The 18,157-nt window shown below is 30.4% G+C and carries 16 protein-coding genes; 14 read left to right on the top strand and 2 right to left on the bottom strand.

The window, feature by feature from the left end:
* The first annotated feature begins 14 nt into the window (after positions 1 to 14).
* Both ACIJYF_RS04655 and ACIJYF_RS04650 read left to right on the top strand, forming a co-directional pair.
* Complete coding sequence (locus ACIJYF_RS04655) at positions 15 to 890, top strand: aldose epimerase family protein (protein WP_435117982.1); 876 nt, start codon at positions 15 to 17, stop codon at positions 888 to 890.
* Positions 891 to 894: 4 nt separating this feature from the next.
* Positions 895 to 1,932, top strand: a complete 1,038-nt coding sequence (locus ACIJYF_RS04650; RefSeq protein ID WP_435115548.1) for a Gfo/Idh/MocA family protein — start codon at positions 895 to 897, stop codon at positions 1,930 to 1,932.
* On the opposite strand, the gene ACIJYF_RS04645 is transcribed toward ACIJYF_RS04650, so the two are convergent.
* Both ACIJYF_RS04645 and ACIJYF_RS04640 read right to left on the bottom strand, forming a co-directional pair.
* Positions 1,922 to 2,797 (bottom strand): DMT family transporter, encoded by an 876-nt coding sequence (locus ACIJYF_RS04645; protein ID WP_435115546.1) that lies wholly within the window; start codon positions 2,795 to 2,797, stop codon positions 1,922 to 1,924. The genes ACIJYF_RS04650 and ACIJYF_RS04645 overlap by 11 nt on opposite strands.
* Positions 2,798 to 2,811: 14 nt before the next feature.
* A complete protein-coding gene (locus ACIJYF_RS04640) occupies positions 2,812 to 4,317 on the bottom strand; it encodes a UxaA family hydrolase (protein WP_435115544.1) in 1,506 nt (501 codons plus the stop codon).
* Between the two features lie 59 nt (positions 4,318 to 4,376).
* Between ACIJYF_RS04640 and ACIJYF_RS04635 the strand changes: the two genes are divergently transcribed.
* The 12 genes from ACIJYF_RS04635 to ACIJYF_RS04580 all read left to right on the top strand — a co-directional run bounded on the left by ACIJYF_RS04635 (position 4,377) and on the right by ACIJYF_RS04580 (position 18,150).
* Positions 4,377 to 6,152, top strand: a complete 1,776-nt coding sequence (locus ACIJYF_RS04635; protein WP_435115542.1) for an IlvD/Edd family dehydratase — start codon at positions 4,377 to 4,379, stop codon at positions 6,150 to 6,152.
* A 1-nt stretch (position 6,153) separates the two neighbouring features.
* Entirely contained in the window at positions 6,154 to 7,122 is a 969-nt protein-coding gene (locus tag ACIJYF_RS04630; protein ID WP_435115540.1) for a 2-hydroxyacid dehydrogenase, read from the top strand.
* Between the two features lie 128 nt (positions 7,123 to 7,250).
* The gene (dctP, locus tag ACIJYF_RS04625; RefSeq protein ID WP_435115538.1) at positions 7,251 to 8,267 is read left to right on the top strand and encodes a TRAP transporter substrate-binding protein DctP; all 1,017 of its coding nucleotides are present in this window, start codon (positions 7,251 to 7,253) and stop codon (positions 8,265 to 8,267) included.
* Positions 8,268 to 8,333: 66 nt separating this feature from the next.
* The gene (locus ACIJYF_RS04620) at positions 8,334 to 8,903 is read left to right on the top strand and encodes a TRAP transporter small permease subunit (RefSeq protein ID WP_435115536.1); all 570 of its coding nucleotides are present in this window, start codon (positions 8,334 to 8,336) and stop codon (positions 8,901 to 8,903) included.
* Position 8,904: 1 nt separating this feature from the next.
* Positions 8,905 to 10,221, top strand: coding sequence for a TRAP transporter large permease (locus tag ACIJYF_RS04615; RefSeq protein WP_435115534.1), 1,317 nt, complete (start codon positions 8,905 to 8,907; stop codon positions 10,219 to 10,221).
* Positions 10,221 to 11,090 carry an NAD(P)-dependent oxidoreductase gene (locus ACIJYF_RS04610; RefSeq protein WP_435115532.1) on the top strand — a complete coding sequence of 290 codons (870 nt, stop codon included), beginning with the start codon at positions 10,221 to 10,223 and terminating at the stop codon, positions 11,088 to 11,090. Before ACIJYF_RS04615 ends, ACIJYF_RS04610 begins: the two co-directional genes overlap by 1 nt.
* Positions 11,087 to 11,830: an SDR family oxidoreductase gene (locus tag ACIJYF_RS04605; protein WP_435115530.1), complete on the top strand. Its 744-nt coding sequence runs from the start codon at positions 11,087 to 11,089 to the stop codon at positions 11,828 to 11,830. Before ACIJYF_RS04610 ends, ACIJYF_RS04605 begins: the two co-directional genes overlap by 4 nt.
* A 21-nt stretch (positions 11,831 to 11,851) precedes the next feature.
* Complete coding sequence (locus ACIJYF_RS04600; protein WP_435115528.1) at positions 11,852 to 12,694, top strand: fumarylacetoacetate hydrolase family protein; 843 nt, start codon at positions 11,852 to 11,854, stop codon at positions 12,692 to 12,694.
* Positions 12,695 to 12,700: 6 nt separating this feature from the next.
* The gene (locus ACIJYF_RS04595) at positions 12,701 to 13,873 is read left to right on the top strand and encodes a mandelate racemase/muconate lactonizing enzyme family protein (RefSeq protein ID WP_435115526.1); all 1,173 of its coding nucleotides are present in this window, start codon (positions 12,701 to 12,703) and stop codon (positions 13,871 to 13,873) included.
* Positions 13,866 to 14,777, top strand: a complete 912-nt coding sequence (locus ACIJYF_RS04590; protein ID WP_435115524.1) for an SMP-30/gluconolactonase/LRE family protein — start codon at positions 13,866 to 13,868, stop codon at positions 14,775 to 14,777. The genes ACIJYF_RS04595 and ACIJYF_RS04590 overlap by 8 nt, the downstream gene beginning before the upstream one ends.
* Complete coding sequence (ppc, locus tag ACIJYF_RS04585) at positions 14,752 to 17,442, top strand: phosphoenolpyruvate carboxylase (RefSeq protein ID WP_435115522.1); 2,691 nt, start codon at positions 14,752 to 14,754, stop codon at positions 17,440 to 17,442. The genes ACIJYF_RS04590 and ppc overlap by 26 nt, the downstream gene beginning before the upstream one ends.
* Positions 17,443 to 18,150, top strand: a complete 708-nt coding sequence (locus ACIJYF_RS04580; RefSeq protein ID WP_435115520.1) for a cytochrome c biogenesis CcdA family protein — start codon at positions 17,443 to 17,445, stop codon at positions 18,148 to 18,150.
* Positions 18,151 to 18,157 lie beyond the last annotated feature (7 nt).

Below are 18,157 nucleotides of genomic sequence, written 5' to 3'. Positions count from 1 at the left end.
AAAAAACTAATTTAATTCTAAATTTAGGTGCAATAAGCGGTTACAAATACAAAAGTTTGTACGTAGGAGCAACATGTGGAAGATTTGCGGGTAGAATTGCTGGTTCAAAGTTTCAAATTGATAAACAAAAATATTATCTAAATAAAAATGAAGGAATTAATACTCTTCATGGAGGGAAAAAGGGTTTTGATAGATTTATTTGGAAAAAGATTAAACAAACTAAGAACAAGATTCTTTATCAACTTAAATCCAAACATTTAGATCAAGGATTTCCAGGTAATTTAGATATCAAATGTATATATGAACTTGAGGATAAAATTTTAAATATTAGATATGAATATATCTCAGATCAATCTACACATGTTAATTTAACTAACCATAGTTATTGGAATCTTAATTATAAAAAAAATAATAATATTTTTAATCATAAATTAAAAATAAACTCAGATAAGTATCTGGTAGTAAATAAAAAATTGATACCAACTGGAAAAATAAAGAAAACTAAGAATACAATTAATGATTTTAAATATTATGAAAATTTGGGAGAAAAAATTAAATTAATTAGTAGCAATAATATTAAAAAAATTTCCAATACAATTAATCAGTCTGGTTTTGATTTAACATTTTGTGTTAATAAAAATCATAATAATTTCGTAGCATCATTAAAAAATGATTATAGTAAAATTAAACTTAATATTTATTCAAATTTACCTGGTGTCCAACTATACACAGGTCAAAGTCTTAAATGTAAAAAAAAATTATTTCCTTACCAAGGGATTTGTCTTGAGACTCAATATTATCCAGATACCCCAAATAGAAAAAATTTTCCAAGTACTTTAATAAAACAAAATAAACTGTATAAACATTTCACAAAAATTAAAGTTAGTTAAGTTTATGAAAAAAAAAATTAATATCGCTATTGTCGGCACTGGTTTAATGGGTCTTCAGCATATTAAAGCTATATTAAAATCAAAAAAAGTAAAACTACACTCGATTGTTGATATTAGTAAAAATGCAGCCAACTTATCTAAAAAATTTAAAATTCCTCTTTACGCTAATGTTGAAGAAGTTTTAAAATCTAAAAATTTAGATGCCGTAATTGTTTCAACACCCAATCAATTACATGAGAAACATACTGTGAGTTTTTTGAAAAAAAAAATACCTGTTTTGTTAGAAAAACCAATCTCAGATAATATTAAATCTGCCAAGAAGATTATTGATAGTTCAAAAAAAAACAAAACACCTTTATTGATTGGATATCATCGAAGACACAATTCAATTGTATCTAAAGTAAAAGACATTATTTCTTCTGGAAAATTGGGCAAAATTGTATCTGCAAATGTTTTGTGCTGGCTTTATAAACATAAAGAATATTACAAAGAAAAATGGAGAACAAGTAAAGGTGGGGGTCCTTTAGGGATTAATCTTGTCCATGATATTGATATGATTTGTTATCTATTGGGTCCAATTCAATATGTTCAAGCCTTTACCACAAATAAAAATAGAAAATTTAAAGTAGAAGATACAGCAACAGTTAGTTTAGTTTTTAAATCTGGTGCATTATGTACTCTTAATATTTCTGATACTATTGTTGCTCCTTGGAGCTATGAACTAACTGCAGGTGAAAATCCTGCCTATCCGACAACTAATCAGTCAGCTTATATGATTGGTGGAACCAAGGGATCTTTACAATTCCCAAATTTAAAAAATTGGTTTTACAAACAAGAAAGAAGTTGGTGGAAAAATATATTAGTAAAAGAAGATATTAATAAAAAAGATGATAATACCCTTATTAACCAGATAGACCATTTTGCTGACGTAGTAAGTAAAAAGATTCAACCAAAAGTTAATGGTAATGATGGTTTGGTTTCACTTAAAATTTTTGCAGCAATAACAAAAAGTGCAAAGTTTGGAAAAAAAGTTAGACTTTAACCTTATCCTTGCTGCCCTCTGTACGAATAAATAACAGCCCAAATATAATAATTCCAATTACACCTACAATTTTATTATAGTCAAAAGGTACACCAAAAATTAGGAAATTTACAATTGTAGACCAAATTAATTGTGAATATTGAAAATTTGTAACAAATGATAAGTTAGATAATTGTATTGCATAAATTATTAATGAATGACTTACAAATCCTGCGGTACCCAGTAACACTAAATAAAGCCAATAAATATTTTTTTCTAACGGCACCCAATTAAAAGATATAAAAATACTAAAAATAATTGCTCCTAAAATTGATGTATAAAAAATTGATGCAAAAGGTTCATTATCTGAAGATACAACTTTTGTAAAAAATTGATAAAGAGCCCAGCAAATCGGTGGCACAATAGGAAAAATTAAGTCTAAACTAAATATTTTCATACTCGGCCCTAATGAGTAGATAATTGAAGCAAAACTCAGAAGCATTAACATTATTCCCTTAAAAGATAATATATCTTTTAAAAAATATGCAGATAGCAACGAAACTATTAAAGGTGCAGAAAAAAAAACAACATATATATCTACTAAGTCAAATTTTTGTAAAGAATAGAACATGAATGTTGTGGCAGTCACCATCAATAAAGATCTTATTATTTGAAGTTTAAAATTTTTTTTTAAATTTACTTTTGGTTTAAAAATTAAAAAAAATATAATTAGAGACACTAAGTGAAAAAAAAATCTCCCCCAAATTGCTTGAGTAACAGGCATCACAGTACCAAGATATTTTGCTGTAGAATCCATGCAAACAAACATAAAAAAACCACCAGCAGCTAGTAAAATTACGTTAAATAAAGGGGTTTGTTGAGGCACAATGAAGATCTTTGTTACATTACCACGCCTACTTGCCAAGGATTAAATTCCTCGTCACCGTAGCCGTTGATCTCACTTTTAGATTTATTTCCTGATGCTGTGTTTACTATTAGTTCAAATATTTTTTGTCCCACTTCTTCTATTTTTTCTTCACCTTCTGCAATTGTTCCGCAGTTGATGTCCATATCCTCTGCCATTTTTTCATACATTGCTGAATTAGTTGATAGTTTTAGACTTGGAACTGGTTTACATCCAAAACATGAACCTCTACCTGTTGTAAAGCAAATTACATTTGCTCCTGATGCTACTTGACCTGTCACTGATACAGGGTCATAACCAGGAGAGTCCATAAAATTAAAACCTCTATTTTTTAGAGGCTCCGCATACATTAAAACATCTTGAAGTATAGAATTGCCTCCTTTAGCAACAGCTCCCAAAGATTTTTCTAAAATAGTAGTCAAACCTCCTTTTTTATTTCCAGGCGCAGGATTATTGTCCATCGAACTATTATTGATTGAAGTATAATTTTTCCACCATTCAATTCTTTTTATTAATTTATCTGCTGTTTCTTGTGAGTTAGCTCTATTAATCAGTAAGTGTTCAGCTCCATATATTTCAGGTGTTTCAGATAATATTGAACTCCCACCTTTTTTAACTAAAAGATCTGCAGCAACTCCTAGTGCAGGATTAGCTGTAATTCCTGAATATCCATCTGATCCTCCACATTGCAAAGCAAGTGTTAAGTGATTTACTGATTGAGATGTTCTTTCTATTTTATTTGCTTCAGCTAGTAAATTTTTAATTTGTGATAATACTTTTTCTATAATCTTTTTTGTTCCACCTTCATCTTGAATAGTTAAGAAGTGAATTCTGTTATGTTTTTTTAATGACTTGTCAAACAAACTTACTTGAGCACACTCACATCCTAAACCTATTACAAAAACATGTGAAAAGTTTGGGTGATTTTTAAATCCATCAATTGTTCTTTGAAAGATTTGCATACCTTCACTTTCTGTATTCATTCCACATCCAGTAGAATGAGTAATAGGAACTATGCCATCAATGTTTGGATAATCTTTTAAAATATTTGAGTATTTAATTTTTTCTACAATCATTTTTGTTACTGTTGCAGAACAATTAACAGTACTTACAATTCCAATATAATTTCTAGTGGCTACATCACCATTATCTCTTAAGATGCCATTAAAAAAAGTATCTGCTTTTTCATTAATAATATTCTTTTTATTAGTTACTTTAAAATCCCTCTTAAATTCTCTAAATTCTAGATTATGTGAATGAACATGCTCACCTGGTCTTATGTTATCTAAAGCAAAACCAATTATTTGATCATATTTTATTATTGGGTCACCTTTATTTATAGATTTTAAGCAAACTTTATGGCCAAATGGAATTGGATCTATTGTGCTAATATCATGCCCTTCTATTTTAGTTTTTTCGGGAATTATAAATTGACTTACACCAACATTGTCATTTTGATTTAAAACTATTAGATTATTCACAGTTTTATTATATAAATATTATTTTAAACAAGCCATAATAATTTTATTACATTGTTAATATGAAAAAAAAGAATTTAAGAAGTCAGCAGTGGTTTGATAACCCAAAAGATCCTGAGCAAACTGCTATATATCTAGAGCGTTATCTTAATTATGGATTAACAAGAAAAGAGCTTCAATCAGGAAATCCTATAATTGGTATAGCTCAATCGGGAAGTGATTTAACACCATGCAATAGACATTTTCAGTCTTTAAGTAAAAGAATAAAAGATGGAATAAGAAGAGCAGGTGGTATTCCAATGGAGTTTCCTACCCATCCAATTCAAGAAACAGGAAAAAGACCAACTGCAATGTTAGATAGAAATTTATCTTATCTTTCTTTGGTTGAGGTACTTTATGGATATCCAATTGATGGAGTAATATTAACAACTGGTTGTGACAAGACTACTCCAGCAGCTTTAATGGCAGCAGCAACTGTAAATATTCCAGCAATTGTTTTATCAGGTGGACCAATGTTAGATGGTGTTTACAAAGGTAAATTATCTGGATCAGGAACTGTTATATGGGAAGCAAGAAGATTGTTGTCAAAAGGAAAAATTAATTATGATGAGTTTATGGATATGGTATCTGCTTCTGCTCCAAGCATAGGTCATTGCAATACAATGGGAACAGCTTCTTCAATGAATTCAGTTGCTGAAGCTTTAGGAATGTCTTTACCAGGGTGTGCAGTTATACCTGCACCTTACAGAGAAAGAGAGCAAATTTCATTCGAAACAGGAAAAAGAATTGTTGGAATGGTTCACGAAGATTTAAAGCCATCTAAAATTATGACGCGTAAAGCATTTGAAAATGCAGTTGTAGTTGCAAGTGCAATAGGAGCTTCAAGCAACTGCACAACACATTTAATTGCTATTGCAAAACACATGGGAATTAAATTTGATTTATCTAATTGGCAAAAATTAGGACATGCAATTCCATTGCTTGCCAACTGTCAGCCAGCTGGTGAATATTTAATGGAAAGCTTTTATAGAGCTGGTGGAATTCCTGCTGTTATGAAAGAATTGATGAAACATAAAAAAATTCATACAAATATAATTACAGTATCAGGAAAAAATGTTGGTCAAAATTTAAAAAGAAAAATAGATGTTGATAGAAGTGTAATCAAAACTTTCAAAGAATGTTTAACAGAAAAAGCAGGATTTTTGGTTATGAAAAGTAATTTCTTTTCGACAGCTGTGATGAAAACATCTGTTATTAGTAAAGAATTTAGAGAAAGATTTCTATCAAATCCTAAAAAACCAAATGTTTTTACAGGTAAAGCGGTAGTGTTTGAAGGACCAGAGGATTATCACAAAAGAATAAATAGTAAAAAGTTAAAGATAGATGAAAAATCAATATTAATTATTAGAGGGTGTGGGCCTGTAGGTTACCCAGGTGCTGCAGAAGTTGTTAATATGCAACCACCAGATAAGTTATTAAAAAAAGGAATTAATGCATTACCAACGCTTGGAGATGGAAGGCAAAGTGGCACTTCAGAAAGTCCATCTATTCTTCACGTTTCACCAGAATCTGCAGTAGGTGGTGATTTAGCTATTGTTAGAACCGGAGATAAAATGACGATTGATCTTAATAAAAGAAGAGTGGATTTATTAATCTCACAATCAGAATTTAAAAAAAGAAGAAAGAAAAAGAAGCTTTTAAAAATTGATAACCAAACACCATGGCAAGAAATTTTTAGAAATACAGTTGGTCAACTTGAAGATGGAGCTTGCATTAAGTCTAGATCTCAGTATTTAGATGTAGCTACTAAAAAAGGTATACCAAGAAATTCTCATTAATATGAAACCAAAAATACTAGTCACAAGAAAATTATCAGATGGAGCAGAAGAAAAATTAAAGACAAATTTTGATGTAACTCTAAATTTAAAAGATGAGCCAATTCCAAATGCCGATCTTATCAAGATGGCTAATGAGTATGATGGATTTATTTCAACAGGGTTTGATAAAATTGGTGAAGAGTTTTTTAATGATCTAAATGGTAAATTAAAAATTATTGCTCAGGTTGGAGTGGGCTACGACAATATTTCTGTTAAATCTGCCGAAAGTAAAAAAATTAAAGTTACCAATACGCCAAATGTATTAAATGAAGCTGTTGCTGAAACAACAATTCTTTTGATTTTAGCTGCATCGAGAAGGATAGGTGAAGCTTACAATCTTGTAAGATCTGGAACATGGAAAGATCAAAAACCTGACCTTACTAAATTTATGATAGGAAATTCTGTTACAGGAAAAACTCTTGGTATAATAGGTATGGGTCGAATTGGTAGAATGGCTGCCAAATGTGCAAAAGCATTTGGAATGAAAATAATTTACTATAATAGAAATAAACTTTCAGAAGATCTGGAAGATGGAGCAAAATATTTTGCTGATGTCAAATCGATGATGCCTGAATGTGATTTTGTAAGTATCCATACTCCTGCTACTGCTGAAACAAAACATATTTTAAATGCATCAACAATTAGTTTGTTGCCAAAACATGCTGTTGTTATCAACACTTCACGAGGATCTACAATAGATGATGATGCATTGATAAATGCTTTGCAGAACAATAAAATTTATGCCGCTGGCTTAGATGTTTTTAATAATGAACCAAATTTAGATGAGAGATATATGAAATTGGATAATTGTTTTGTTTTACCTCATGTTGGAAGTGCTACTCATGAAACTCGTCTAGCAATGAGCATGATGGCAGTTGATAATATCTATTGTTTTTTTGAAAATAGACCACTTATTTCTGAAGTAGTCTAATACAACTTAAAGTTGTTTACTTAGTTAATATATATAATTTCTATACACATATTATTCGCGTTTTATTTGTAATTAAAAAACAAATGTGATTAAGTCCTTTTATTAAAAACATAACCGAGAGGAAGATAATGTTAAAATTAATAACAAAAACTATAGCTGCGGTAGCTGTTGTTTCAGTTGCTTTATTAGGCTCTGTTAACGCAAAGACTTTAAAAATTGAAACTCACTTTACTGCTAATTCACCAAATGGTGAAGTTGCTGCTCAATTCGCTAAAAACGTAGAAATGTTTTCTGGTGGAAGCTTGAAAGTTGAAATGTTTTATTCATCTTCAGTTTCAGGAAAATCTGCTGAAGTATTTAACTCTGCACAAACTGGAATTATCGACTGTGATATGACTGGTGCTGGTTACCAAACTGGTAAAAATGCAGCATTCCAATTTGCTGGTGATGTAATGGGTGGATACGATAACCCTTATCAACAATATGATTTCTTAAAGTTCCCTGGAGCTCAAGATGCTGTTGATGCATTATATAATAAATATGGAATGACACTTATTGGTTGGTGGATACCTGGACATGAGTCACTTATTTCAAGTGTTCCAATTCCAGATGTAGCTTCTATCAAAGACTTTAAATTTAGATCACCTCCAGGAATGGAAAGCATGATCTTTGCAGATTTAGGTGCTAAGCCAATCGTAATGGATTTTGGTGAAGTTCCAACTGCTTTACAAACTGGTCTAATTGATGGTGCTGACTATTCTAGTTTAGCAACTAACACTGCTGGTGGACACTATGAGCAAAATAAATATGCTACATATCCTGGTTTCCATTCTATGCCAGCTGACCACTTAGCTTGTAATACTAAAGTTTGGAAAAAACTAAAAGCTCATGAAAGAGGTGCTATGAAAGCCGGAATAGAAATTGCTGGTAGAACTATCACTAGCTTAGTTGAAAGAAAAAATGCTGAAGCAGTTAAAATTTTAAATGCTCAAGGTGTTACTCTTCACGACTGGGCTCCATCAGAGAGAGCTAAATTTAGAAAGTCCGCATTAAAAGCTTGGGAAACTTGGAAGACTAAATCTTCTGAGGCTGCTCAACTTATTGAAATGCATACAGCTTACATGAAAGCTAACGGTATCCTATAATTATAGGCATACAATAAAATCTTGAAGGGCCTGAAAAGGCCCTTCTTTTTTTAAAATTTAAAAATTATGCTTGATAAATCTTTACAAGAACAAACTGAAAAAGTTGCAAGCAAAGATGATTTTCCAATCAATTGGATAGATAGAATTACTTTATTTATAAGTCATACAATTAAATATTTAATCCCAGTCATTGTAATTGTAATGATGTATGAAATTTTTATGAGATATATTATGGAAAAACCAACTATGTGGGTAAATGAACTATGTTTGTGGTTAGCAGGAGTTATTTATTTGGTTGGTGGAATATATGCTACAAGACTTAGGAGCCACATAAGAATTGTGATGTTGTATGATTATGTAGAAAGACCAACCCAAAGAATTTTTGATTTAATAAGTGCTATTGTAATTGTTCTATTTGCCTCTGCTGTAATTTACGGTGGTTGGGAAGATGCTCATAGATCATTTACAACATGGGAAAGATTTGCAACATTTTGGGACCCACCAATTCCTGCAACTATGAAGCCACTTACACTGATTTGCGTATTCCTTATTGCCGTTCAAACAGTGAATAATTTAATTATTGACTGGAAAAACCCAAAAGAAAAACAATACGACCCTTCAAAAGATTTGAAATAAAATGGATATAGGAACACTATCATTAATTGTTATATTTGGACTGCTATTACTTATTGCTATTGGAGTTCCACTTGGTTTTGCATCAGGTTTTATGGCTGCAGTTATAGTATTTGTAAATATTGGCGAACATGCAATGGGTATTCTACTTTCAAGATATTATTCACTTGTTGTAACTTATTCTTTTTTATCAGTTCCTTTATTTATATTTATGGCCTCCTTACTGGAGCGCTCGAACATAGCTAGAGATTTGTATGATGCTTTAAATGCATGGTTAAGAAAAACTAGAGGGGGTGTTGGTGTTGTAACAGCTATCATGGCAACAATTATGGCTGCAATGAGTGGAATTATTGGAGGAGAAATAGTTTTATTAGGATTGATTGCGTTACCTCAGATGTTGAGACTTAAATATGACCAAGATATGTCTATTGGGATTATTTGTGCGTCAGGCTCTTTAGGAACAATGATACCTCCATCAATTGTTTTAATTATTTATGGTTTAACAACTCAAACTTCAATTACAATGTTATTTCAGGAAGCAATAGTTCCAGGTTTAATGATTTCAGGTTTAATAATTACCTACATTCTAGTTCGAACAAGATTACAGCCACATTTAGCACCATTGAGTGATGAACCTTCATTAACGCTAAAAGAGAAGATGTCATATCTTCCAGGTCTTTTGCCTCCAATTGGAATAGTGGTAATTGTTTTAGGTTCGATTTATTCTGGCATAACAGGAATTACTGAAGCAGCAGGAATGGGTGTTGTTGCAACATTAATCATAATTTTTTTTAGAAGAGAATTAACATGGTTTTTATTTAAAGATGCATTAGTTAGAACTTTTAAAGCTTCTGGAACAATTTTAACAATTACATTTGGTGCAACTACATTAGCTGGAGCCTATTCTTTAGCAGGTGGTCCAACTTATGTTGCCGAAACAATATTGGGCTACGATTTAAAACCTATGTATCTAATCTTTATGATGCAAATAATGTTTTTAATATTAGGAGCATTTATGGATTGGGTAGGGATTGTTTTATTAGCAATGCCTGTATTTTTACCTATAGTTCTTGCGCTTGGTTTTGATCCTATTTGGTTTGGAATATTATTTTGTGTAAATATGCAGGTATCTTTTTTAAGCCCACCATTTGGACCAGCTGCTTTTTATTTAAAATCTGTTACGCCACCACATATTTCATTGACAGATATTTTTAGAGGATTTGGTCCTTTCATAGTAATTCAATTGATTGTTTTAGCGTGTGTGATGTTCTTTCCAGAATTTACGACACAAAATTTTCACGAGTTTAAACCTACTAAATAATGAAAAAAATTGGTTTTATTGGGATTGGCCTAATGGGTCTCCCTATGGCAAAAAACTTATTGAAAGCTGGTTATAATTTAAAAGCTTTCAATAGATCTCAAAAGAAAGCTGAAACATTAAAAGATTTTGGTGCAGAAATTACAACTTCTATTGAGGATGTTGTAAGTAATAGCGATGTTGTAATTACTATGCTTACAGATGATACTGCAATTAATGAGGTAATGGATAGTTTTAATTTTTTAAAAAATTTAAAATCAAGTACTACAGTTATTGATATGAGTTCAGTTAAGCCTACTACAGCAACTAAACATGGGAATAATTTAAAATCTAAAAATATTAAATATTTAGATGCACCTGTTTCAGGTGGCACTATTGGGGCAGAGGAAGCTTCATTAGCAATAATGGTGGGTGGTGAACAAAATGTTTTTAATGAAGCTCTAGATGTTTTAAAAGCTATGGGTAATCCAACTTTAGTAGGCCCAGTGGGAAGTGGACAGGTTTCTAAATTAGCAAATCAAATTATAGTTGGATTAACTATTGGAGCAGTCGCAGAAGCTATAACTCTTTGTGAAAAAGCGGGAGCAAATCCAGATAAAATGATCAAAGCCTTATCAGGTGGTTGGGCAGATAGTAAAATTCTTCAAACACATGGAAAGAGAATGATTGATAAAGATTTTACTCCAAAAGGTCGAACTTCAGTTCATTTAAAAGATATGAATAATATTTTAGAGTGTGCAAATAGCCATAATACTCATTTACCTATTTCAAATTTAGTTAAAGAAATGTATAAAACTCTTGTTGAAAATGGACATGGAGAAACAGACCATAGTTCTCTCTATAAAGAAATTGAAAGGATAAATAAAAAATGAGCGGTAGATTAGAAGGTAAAAAAATCATAGTAACAGCAGCTGGTCAGGGAATTGGAAAAGCAACTGCAATTGCTTTTCATAATGAAGGTGCAAGTGTTACAGCAACAGATTTAAACGATAAAACCTTAGCTGATTTAAATAAAGAATATCCTGATATTAATATTCAAACATTAGACTCAACAAATAATGGAGCAATTTTAGAATTTATAAAAACATTAGACAAAGTAGATGTTTTATTCAATGCGGTAGGATTTGTTCATCATGGAAGTATTCTTGAATGTGAAGAAAAAGACTGGAATTTTTCTTTTGATGTAAATGTCAAATCTATGTACCAAATGTGTAAAGCAATTTTACCCTTAATGGTTAAGCAAAACGGCGGAAGTATAATTAATGTTTCATCTTGCGCTTCAAGTTTAAAAGGATTTCCCAATAGATTTGTATACGGTACTACAAAAGGAGCAGTAATTGGTTTAACTAAATCAATAGCAGCCGATTTTGTTAAGCAAAATATAAGATGTAATTCAATAGCACCAGGAACAGTGTTTTCACCCTCTTGGCAAGATAGAGTTAATCAAAGCCCAGATCCAGTTCAAGCCAAAAAAGATTTTATAGCTAGACAACCTATGGGAAGATTGGGAACCGCAGAAGAAATTGCAGCTGTAGCTGTTTATTTAGCTGGTGATGATGCAACATTTACAACAGGAACTACTATTTCTGTTGATGGTGGAATTTCAATTTAATTAATAAAAAAAAGGAAAGTTATGAAATTATTAAGAGTAGGACCAAAAGGAAATGAAAAACCTGCAGCATTAGATAAAGAGGGTAAATTTAGAGATTTAAGTTCACATGTTAAAGATTTAAATCCTGATCATGTAAATCTTGAAACTATATCAAAATTACAAAGTGTAGATTTATCTTCGTTACCAGAACTATCTTCAAGTGAAAGAGTTGGCTCATGTGTTACAAAACCAGGTAAATTTGTAGCAATAGGTCTTAATTATTCTGACCATGCCGCCGAAACTGGAGCAGAAGTTCCATCAGAACCTATAATGTTTATGAAGGCAACCAGTTGTATAACTGGGCCTAATGATGATGTTGAAATAGTTTCAGAATCAAAAAAATTAGATTGGGAAGTTGAGCTTGGGATTGTAATAGGAAAAGAAACAAAACATATTTCAGAAGATAAAGCTCAAGATCATATTTTAGGTTATTGTCTAGTTAATGATGTTAGTGAAAGAGAATGGCAAATTGAAAAAATGGGTCAATGGGTGAAAGGAAAATCTCATGATACTTATGGGCCTATTGGACCATACCTTGTCACAAAAGATGAAATATCAGACATCAATAATTTAAAAATGAGTTTAGATGTTAACGGCAATAGAATGCAAACAGGTAATACAAGTACAATGATTTTTAACGTAAATGTGATTGTATCTTATGTTAGTAAATTTATGTCGTTACAACCTGGCGATATAATAACTACAGGAACACCTCCAGGGGTTGGAATGGGAATGAAACCTCAGCAATTTTTGAAAGCTGGAGATACAATGAAATTATCAATAGAAAACTTAGGTGAGCAAAACTCGAAAGTAATTGCGATATAATAAATTGTGAAAATAACTTCTATTAAAAGTCATGTACTTAAATATGAGTTAGAAAAAGAACTAGGATATTCACAACAATACTATAAACACAGAACCGCCCATCTTGTTGAAGTACAAACTGATGAAGGAATTACAGGTTGGGGTGAATGTTTTGGACCTGGAAACATTGCTTTAGCAAATAAGTTTATTGTTGAAAAAGTTATCCAACCATTAATTATTGGTGAGGATCCTTTAAATAAAGAACATATCTGGCATAAAGTATACAATCTTTTAAGAGATAGCGGACAAAAAGGAATGCCAATCCAAGCATTATCAGGGATTGATATTGCATTGTGGGATATTCTAGGAAAAAAAACTAATACTCCACTTTATCAACTTGTTGGTGGAAAGTGTAATGATCAAATTCCAGTTTATGGATATGGAATGATGTTACAAAAAAAATCTACTTTAGAATTAATTGATTTATTCAAGCAAGAAGCAACACAAATTAAATCTAAAAACTTTAAAGCAATGAAAATGAAGATTGGATTAGGTCCGATAGAGGACCTAAAGCTTGTAAGAGCTGTAAGAGATGCAGTAGGACTAGATTTTAAGTTAATGGTAGATGCAAATCATGCTTATAATTTAAATGATGCCTTGTATGTTGGAAGAGGTTTGGATGAACTTGATATTTATTGGTTCGAGGAACCTGTAGCACCTGAAGATTATGATGGCTATAGAGAATTAAAACAAAAAATTAATACTAATATTGCAGGTGGGGAAGCGGAGTTTACAAAATATGGATGGAACGAGTTAATTAAAAAAGGATGTATTGATATAGCTCAGCCAGAAGTTTGTGGATTAGGTGGAATTACTGAGTATTTAAAAGTATCTGCATTAGCACAAGCTAATTTTATTCCAGTTATAAATCACGTCTGGGGATCTGCTGTAAGTATTGCAACTAATCTTCATTTGCTAACTGCCCAACCTGATATGCCAGGAGGGTTATTTCCTTCAAAATCAATGCTAGAGTTTGACACGACAGAAAAAAATATTTTTATAACAGAATTACCAACAGAAAGTTTTTCTATATTAGATCAAGTTAAACAAAATAATGGATTTGCTTCAATATCAGATAATCCTGGAATAGGAATTACACCCAATCAAGATTTTATTAAGGAGTTTGAAGTCAATGAATAAGATTAAAACAACTGAGCCAAAAGTTCTTTGGAAACTAAGATGCAAACTTGGTGAGGGAACTTTATGGGTTAAGGAACATAATTCAATTTATTTTGTAGACATAAAGAAAAAGAAATTTTTCTCATTAAATATTAAAAATAAAAAAAAGATAATTTATAAAGTGAATAAAGAAATTGGTTTTCTTGCACATATTGAAGGACATGTTTTTATTTTAGGACTTCAAGGAGAATTAAGAATTCAAAATATTAACACTAAAAAAATACTAAAAAAAATTCCAATAGAAAAAAATATTAAATTAAATAGAATTAATGATGGAAAAACCGACCCAAATGGAAATCTTTGGTTTGGTACTATGGATAATTTAGAAAGAAACATAGAAAAAGGCTCGTTGTACAAATTAGATAAAAATTTATTGTTAACCAAAGTTGATACCAATTATAGAATTACAAATGGCCCAGCTTTTATTGATCAATACAATTTTTATCACACAGATAGTCCAAAAAAGAAAATTTATAAAATCAAGATAGATAAAAATAATAAAATAATTAGTAAGAAAATATTTAAGAAATTATCACCAAAAGATGGATTCCCAGATGGAATGACCTTAGATAAACATAAAAATTTATGGGTAGCCCATTTTAATGGAGCACGTGTTTCAGTTTTTAATAAAAATGCCAAATTAATACATAAAATTAATCTACCTGCACAAAATATTACTAATTGTGCATTTGGTGGACAGAATAATAGTGAACTTTTTATTACTTCAGCAACCAAAGGCATGGACAAGGCTGGATTGCAAAAATTTAGATATTCAGGATTCTTATTTAGTGTAAAAACTAATTCAAAAGGAATTTTACAAAAAAAATTTATATTAAGTAATGAAAAAAAGAGATCTTTATTATGAACGAATCCCTACTAAACTATTAAGAGAGGATATTAGGTTATTAGGAACATTTCTTGGAAGAGTTATTAAAGATCAAGAAGGTATAGCTTTTTATAAAATCGTAGAAAGATTAAGGTTATTATCTAAAAATACTTTATTAAATAAAAATAAAAGTAAAATTTTTTCAAAAATATCAAAAGAAATCAAAAAACTTCCACCCAAACAAACTTTTAAAGTTACCAGAGCTTTTTCTCATATCTTGAATTTAATGAATCTTGCAGAATCGTTAGATGCATCACGAAAACTTAATGAATACGAAAATCCTTTCTTTAAAGATAAGAAACAAAATATATTTATTGAGGATATAATTAATGGACTTTTTAAAAACAAAATTATCTCCAATAACAAAATATATGAACAAGCTAAAAATTTAGATATTGGCATTGTTCTAACAGCGCATCCAACAGAAGTTAAAAGACGAACCTTAATCCAAAAGTATGCCAATTTAATTGACTTAATGGAGCAAAAACATTTGTATAGAAAGTATCCATCAAAGATTATTGAAATAGATAGAAGGCTTTATACAGAAATAACAATAATATGGAAAACAGATGAACTAAAAAGAACAAAACCATCTCCATTAGATGAAGCTAGGTGGGGACTGGCAATTATTGAGGATAGTTTATGGGATACCATTCCAAAGGTTTATAAAAGATTAAACGATATTTTTAGAAAAAATTTAAATAAAGATTTACCACGAACTTTTAATCCTATTCAATTTGGTTCATGGATGGGAGGGGATAGAGATGGAAATCCAAATGTTACTGCAGAGGTTACTAAAAAAGTAATTCTATTCTCAAGATGGCAGGCCGCTAAATTATATGAAAAAGAATTAACTAAATTGATCCAAGATCTTTCAATGGAAGAATGCTCTCCAAAGATCAGGCAAATAGTTGGAAAAACCTTTGAGCCTTACAGGGTATACTTAAGACCTATTAGAGATAAAATTAGAAGCACTCATCAATTAATAGAGAGACATTTGAATAAAAAAGTATCACTTGATGAAAATAAATTACTTCAAGACAAAAAGGAAATTTTAGAACCTTTAAGAGATATAAGGGAGTCATTAAATTTATATAAAGGTCAACACGTAGGTAATTCTGATTTGTTAGATTTAATCAGAAGAGTTAGATGTTTTGGAATTAATCTTGCAAGATTAGATATTAGACAAGAATCTTCACGTCATGAAAAATTAATAAATGAAGTAATTAAAAAGAAATACAAGACTGATTATATAAAGATTAGTGAAAGTAAAAAAATAAATTTATTAAATTCTTTAATAAAACAAAAAAAATATTTTTTAGATAAAATAAATATTAGAGATAAAGAAAATAAAGAAGTATGGAACACCTTTAAACAAATATCTACAGAACCAGCTCAATGCCTTGGTGCCTATGTAATTTCAATGACATCAAAAGCTTCTGATATTTTATCAGTTTATTTTTTACAAAAACAAGCTCAAACTAAATATTTGCTAAGAGTGGTACCACTTTTTGAAACGCTAGATGATTTAAAAAATGCTAAAGATGTAATGGAAAATCTCTTTAAATTATCTTGGTATAGAAAGCTTATCAATCACCAGCAAGAGGTAATGATTGGTTATTCAGACTCAAGCAAAGATGCAGGAAAGTTATCTGCAAGTTGGCATCAGTATAAACTACAAGAAGAACTTAGAAATCTAGCTAAAAAATATAAAATAGATCTAGTTTTTTTCCATGGTAGAGGGGGTTCTGCTGGAAGAGGTGGCGGTCCAATTCAAGCAACTTTAAAATCACAACCCTCAGGGACTGTTAATGGAAAAATTAGAATTACAGATCAGGGTGAAGTAATTCAGCAAAAGTATGGATATAAACCATTAGCTGAATATAATCTTTGTAGCTATATAGGTGCCGTAATGGATGCATCTTTAAATCCTCCACCAAGATCAAAAAAAAATTGGAGAGAATTAATTCAGAGCATGTCTGAAATTTCGACCTCAGCATATAGAAAATACTTAAATCAAAGCGAAGATTTTATTAGGTACTTTAAAACAGTTACGCCTCATAAATCACTTGGGAAACTTGCGATTGGTTCAAGACCAACTAAAAGAAAAAATGTTGATAATATACAAAGCTTAAGAGCAATACCTTGGGTATTTGCTTGGACTCAAATTAGATTAATGCTACCTGCTTGGCTTGGTACTACAGAAGCATTAAGATACGGCTCAATTAAAAAATTTTCCAAAACATTAACGGACATGGAAAGAAATTGGCCTTATTTTGCATCAACTATGGATATTTTAGACATGGTAATTTCAAAAGTAGATACTGAAATTTCAGTAATTTATGAAAATAATTTAGCTGACGAGTCTTTAAAAAGAATAGGAAAAAAATTAAGGTTTCAATTTGATGCATTAGTCAAATTGCATAATAAAATTACTCCAAAAGATGTTGTAAAAGAAAGAAAAAATTTTAGAAAAGCGTTATTTGTAAGAAATAATTACACAGAAATGCTAAATATATTGCAAGCTGATATAATGAACAAATTAACACAAAGAAAATATAAAAAATTAGATAAAAAATTTTTAGAAGATTCTTTAATGACATCTATCGCTGGAATTTCTGCAGCAATGAAGAATACAGGTTAAATGATTGAATTGTTAATAGCATTTGGAGCAGGACTAATTAGTTTTTTGTCCCCTTGTGTGTTACCTTTGATACCTGGATATGTTTCCTTTATTTCAGGTCAATCTCTTCAAGAAATTTTAAAATCAAAAAAAATAGATATTGTACCGTTAATTTTATTTTGTTTCGGTTTCTCAACTGTCTTTATCACTTTAGGAGCTTCTGCATCGTTTTTAGGTCAAACACTTTTACAAAATTCAGAAACTTTAAGAATATTAGCTGGAGTTATAATAATAATTTTTTCTCTGCAACTGATTGGGGTAATAAATATTGGTTATTTAAATTTAGAAAAAAGATTTGAAGCAAAAAAATCACAACATTTCTTATTCCCGTACATAATAGGATTAGCTTTTGGATTTGGCTGGACACCTTGTATAGGTCCTATTTTAGGCTCTATATTGGCTTTAGCTTCAATAGAGGAAACTTTATCTAAAGCAATCATGTTATTAAGTTTTTACTCTATCGGGCTTGCAATTCCTTTTGTGATATCAGGCTATTTAATTCAAAAATTTCTATTATTTTCGAAAAATTTTAAGAAAAATATAAATTTAATATCTAAAATTGGTGGAATTATTCTTCTAATCACAGGAGTTTTGATTTTAACAAACCAATTACAGGCGATTGGTTTTTATATAATCAAAATTTTTCCTTTTATGCAAAATTTCGGTTAAAAGTATT

The sequence above is a fragment of the Candidatus Pelagibacter bacterium nBUS_49 genome (genome assembly GCF_051200925.1).
In the GTDB taxonomy this organism is placed as follows: Bacteria; Pseudomonadota; Alphaproteobacteria; order Pelagibacterales; family Pelagibacteraceae; genus Pelagibacter.
This window is presented reverse-complemented; position numbering and strand designations above follow the sequence as displayed.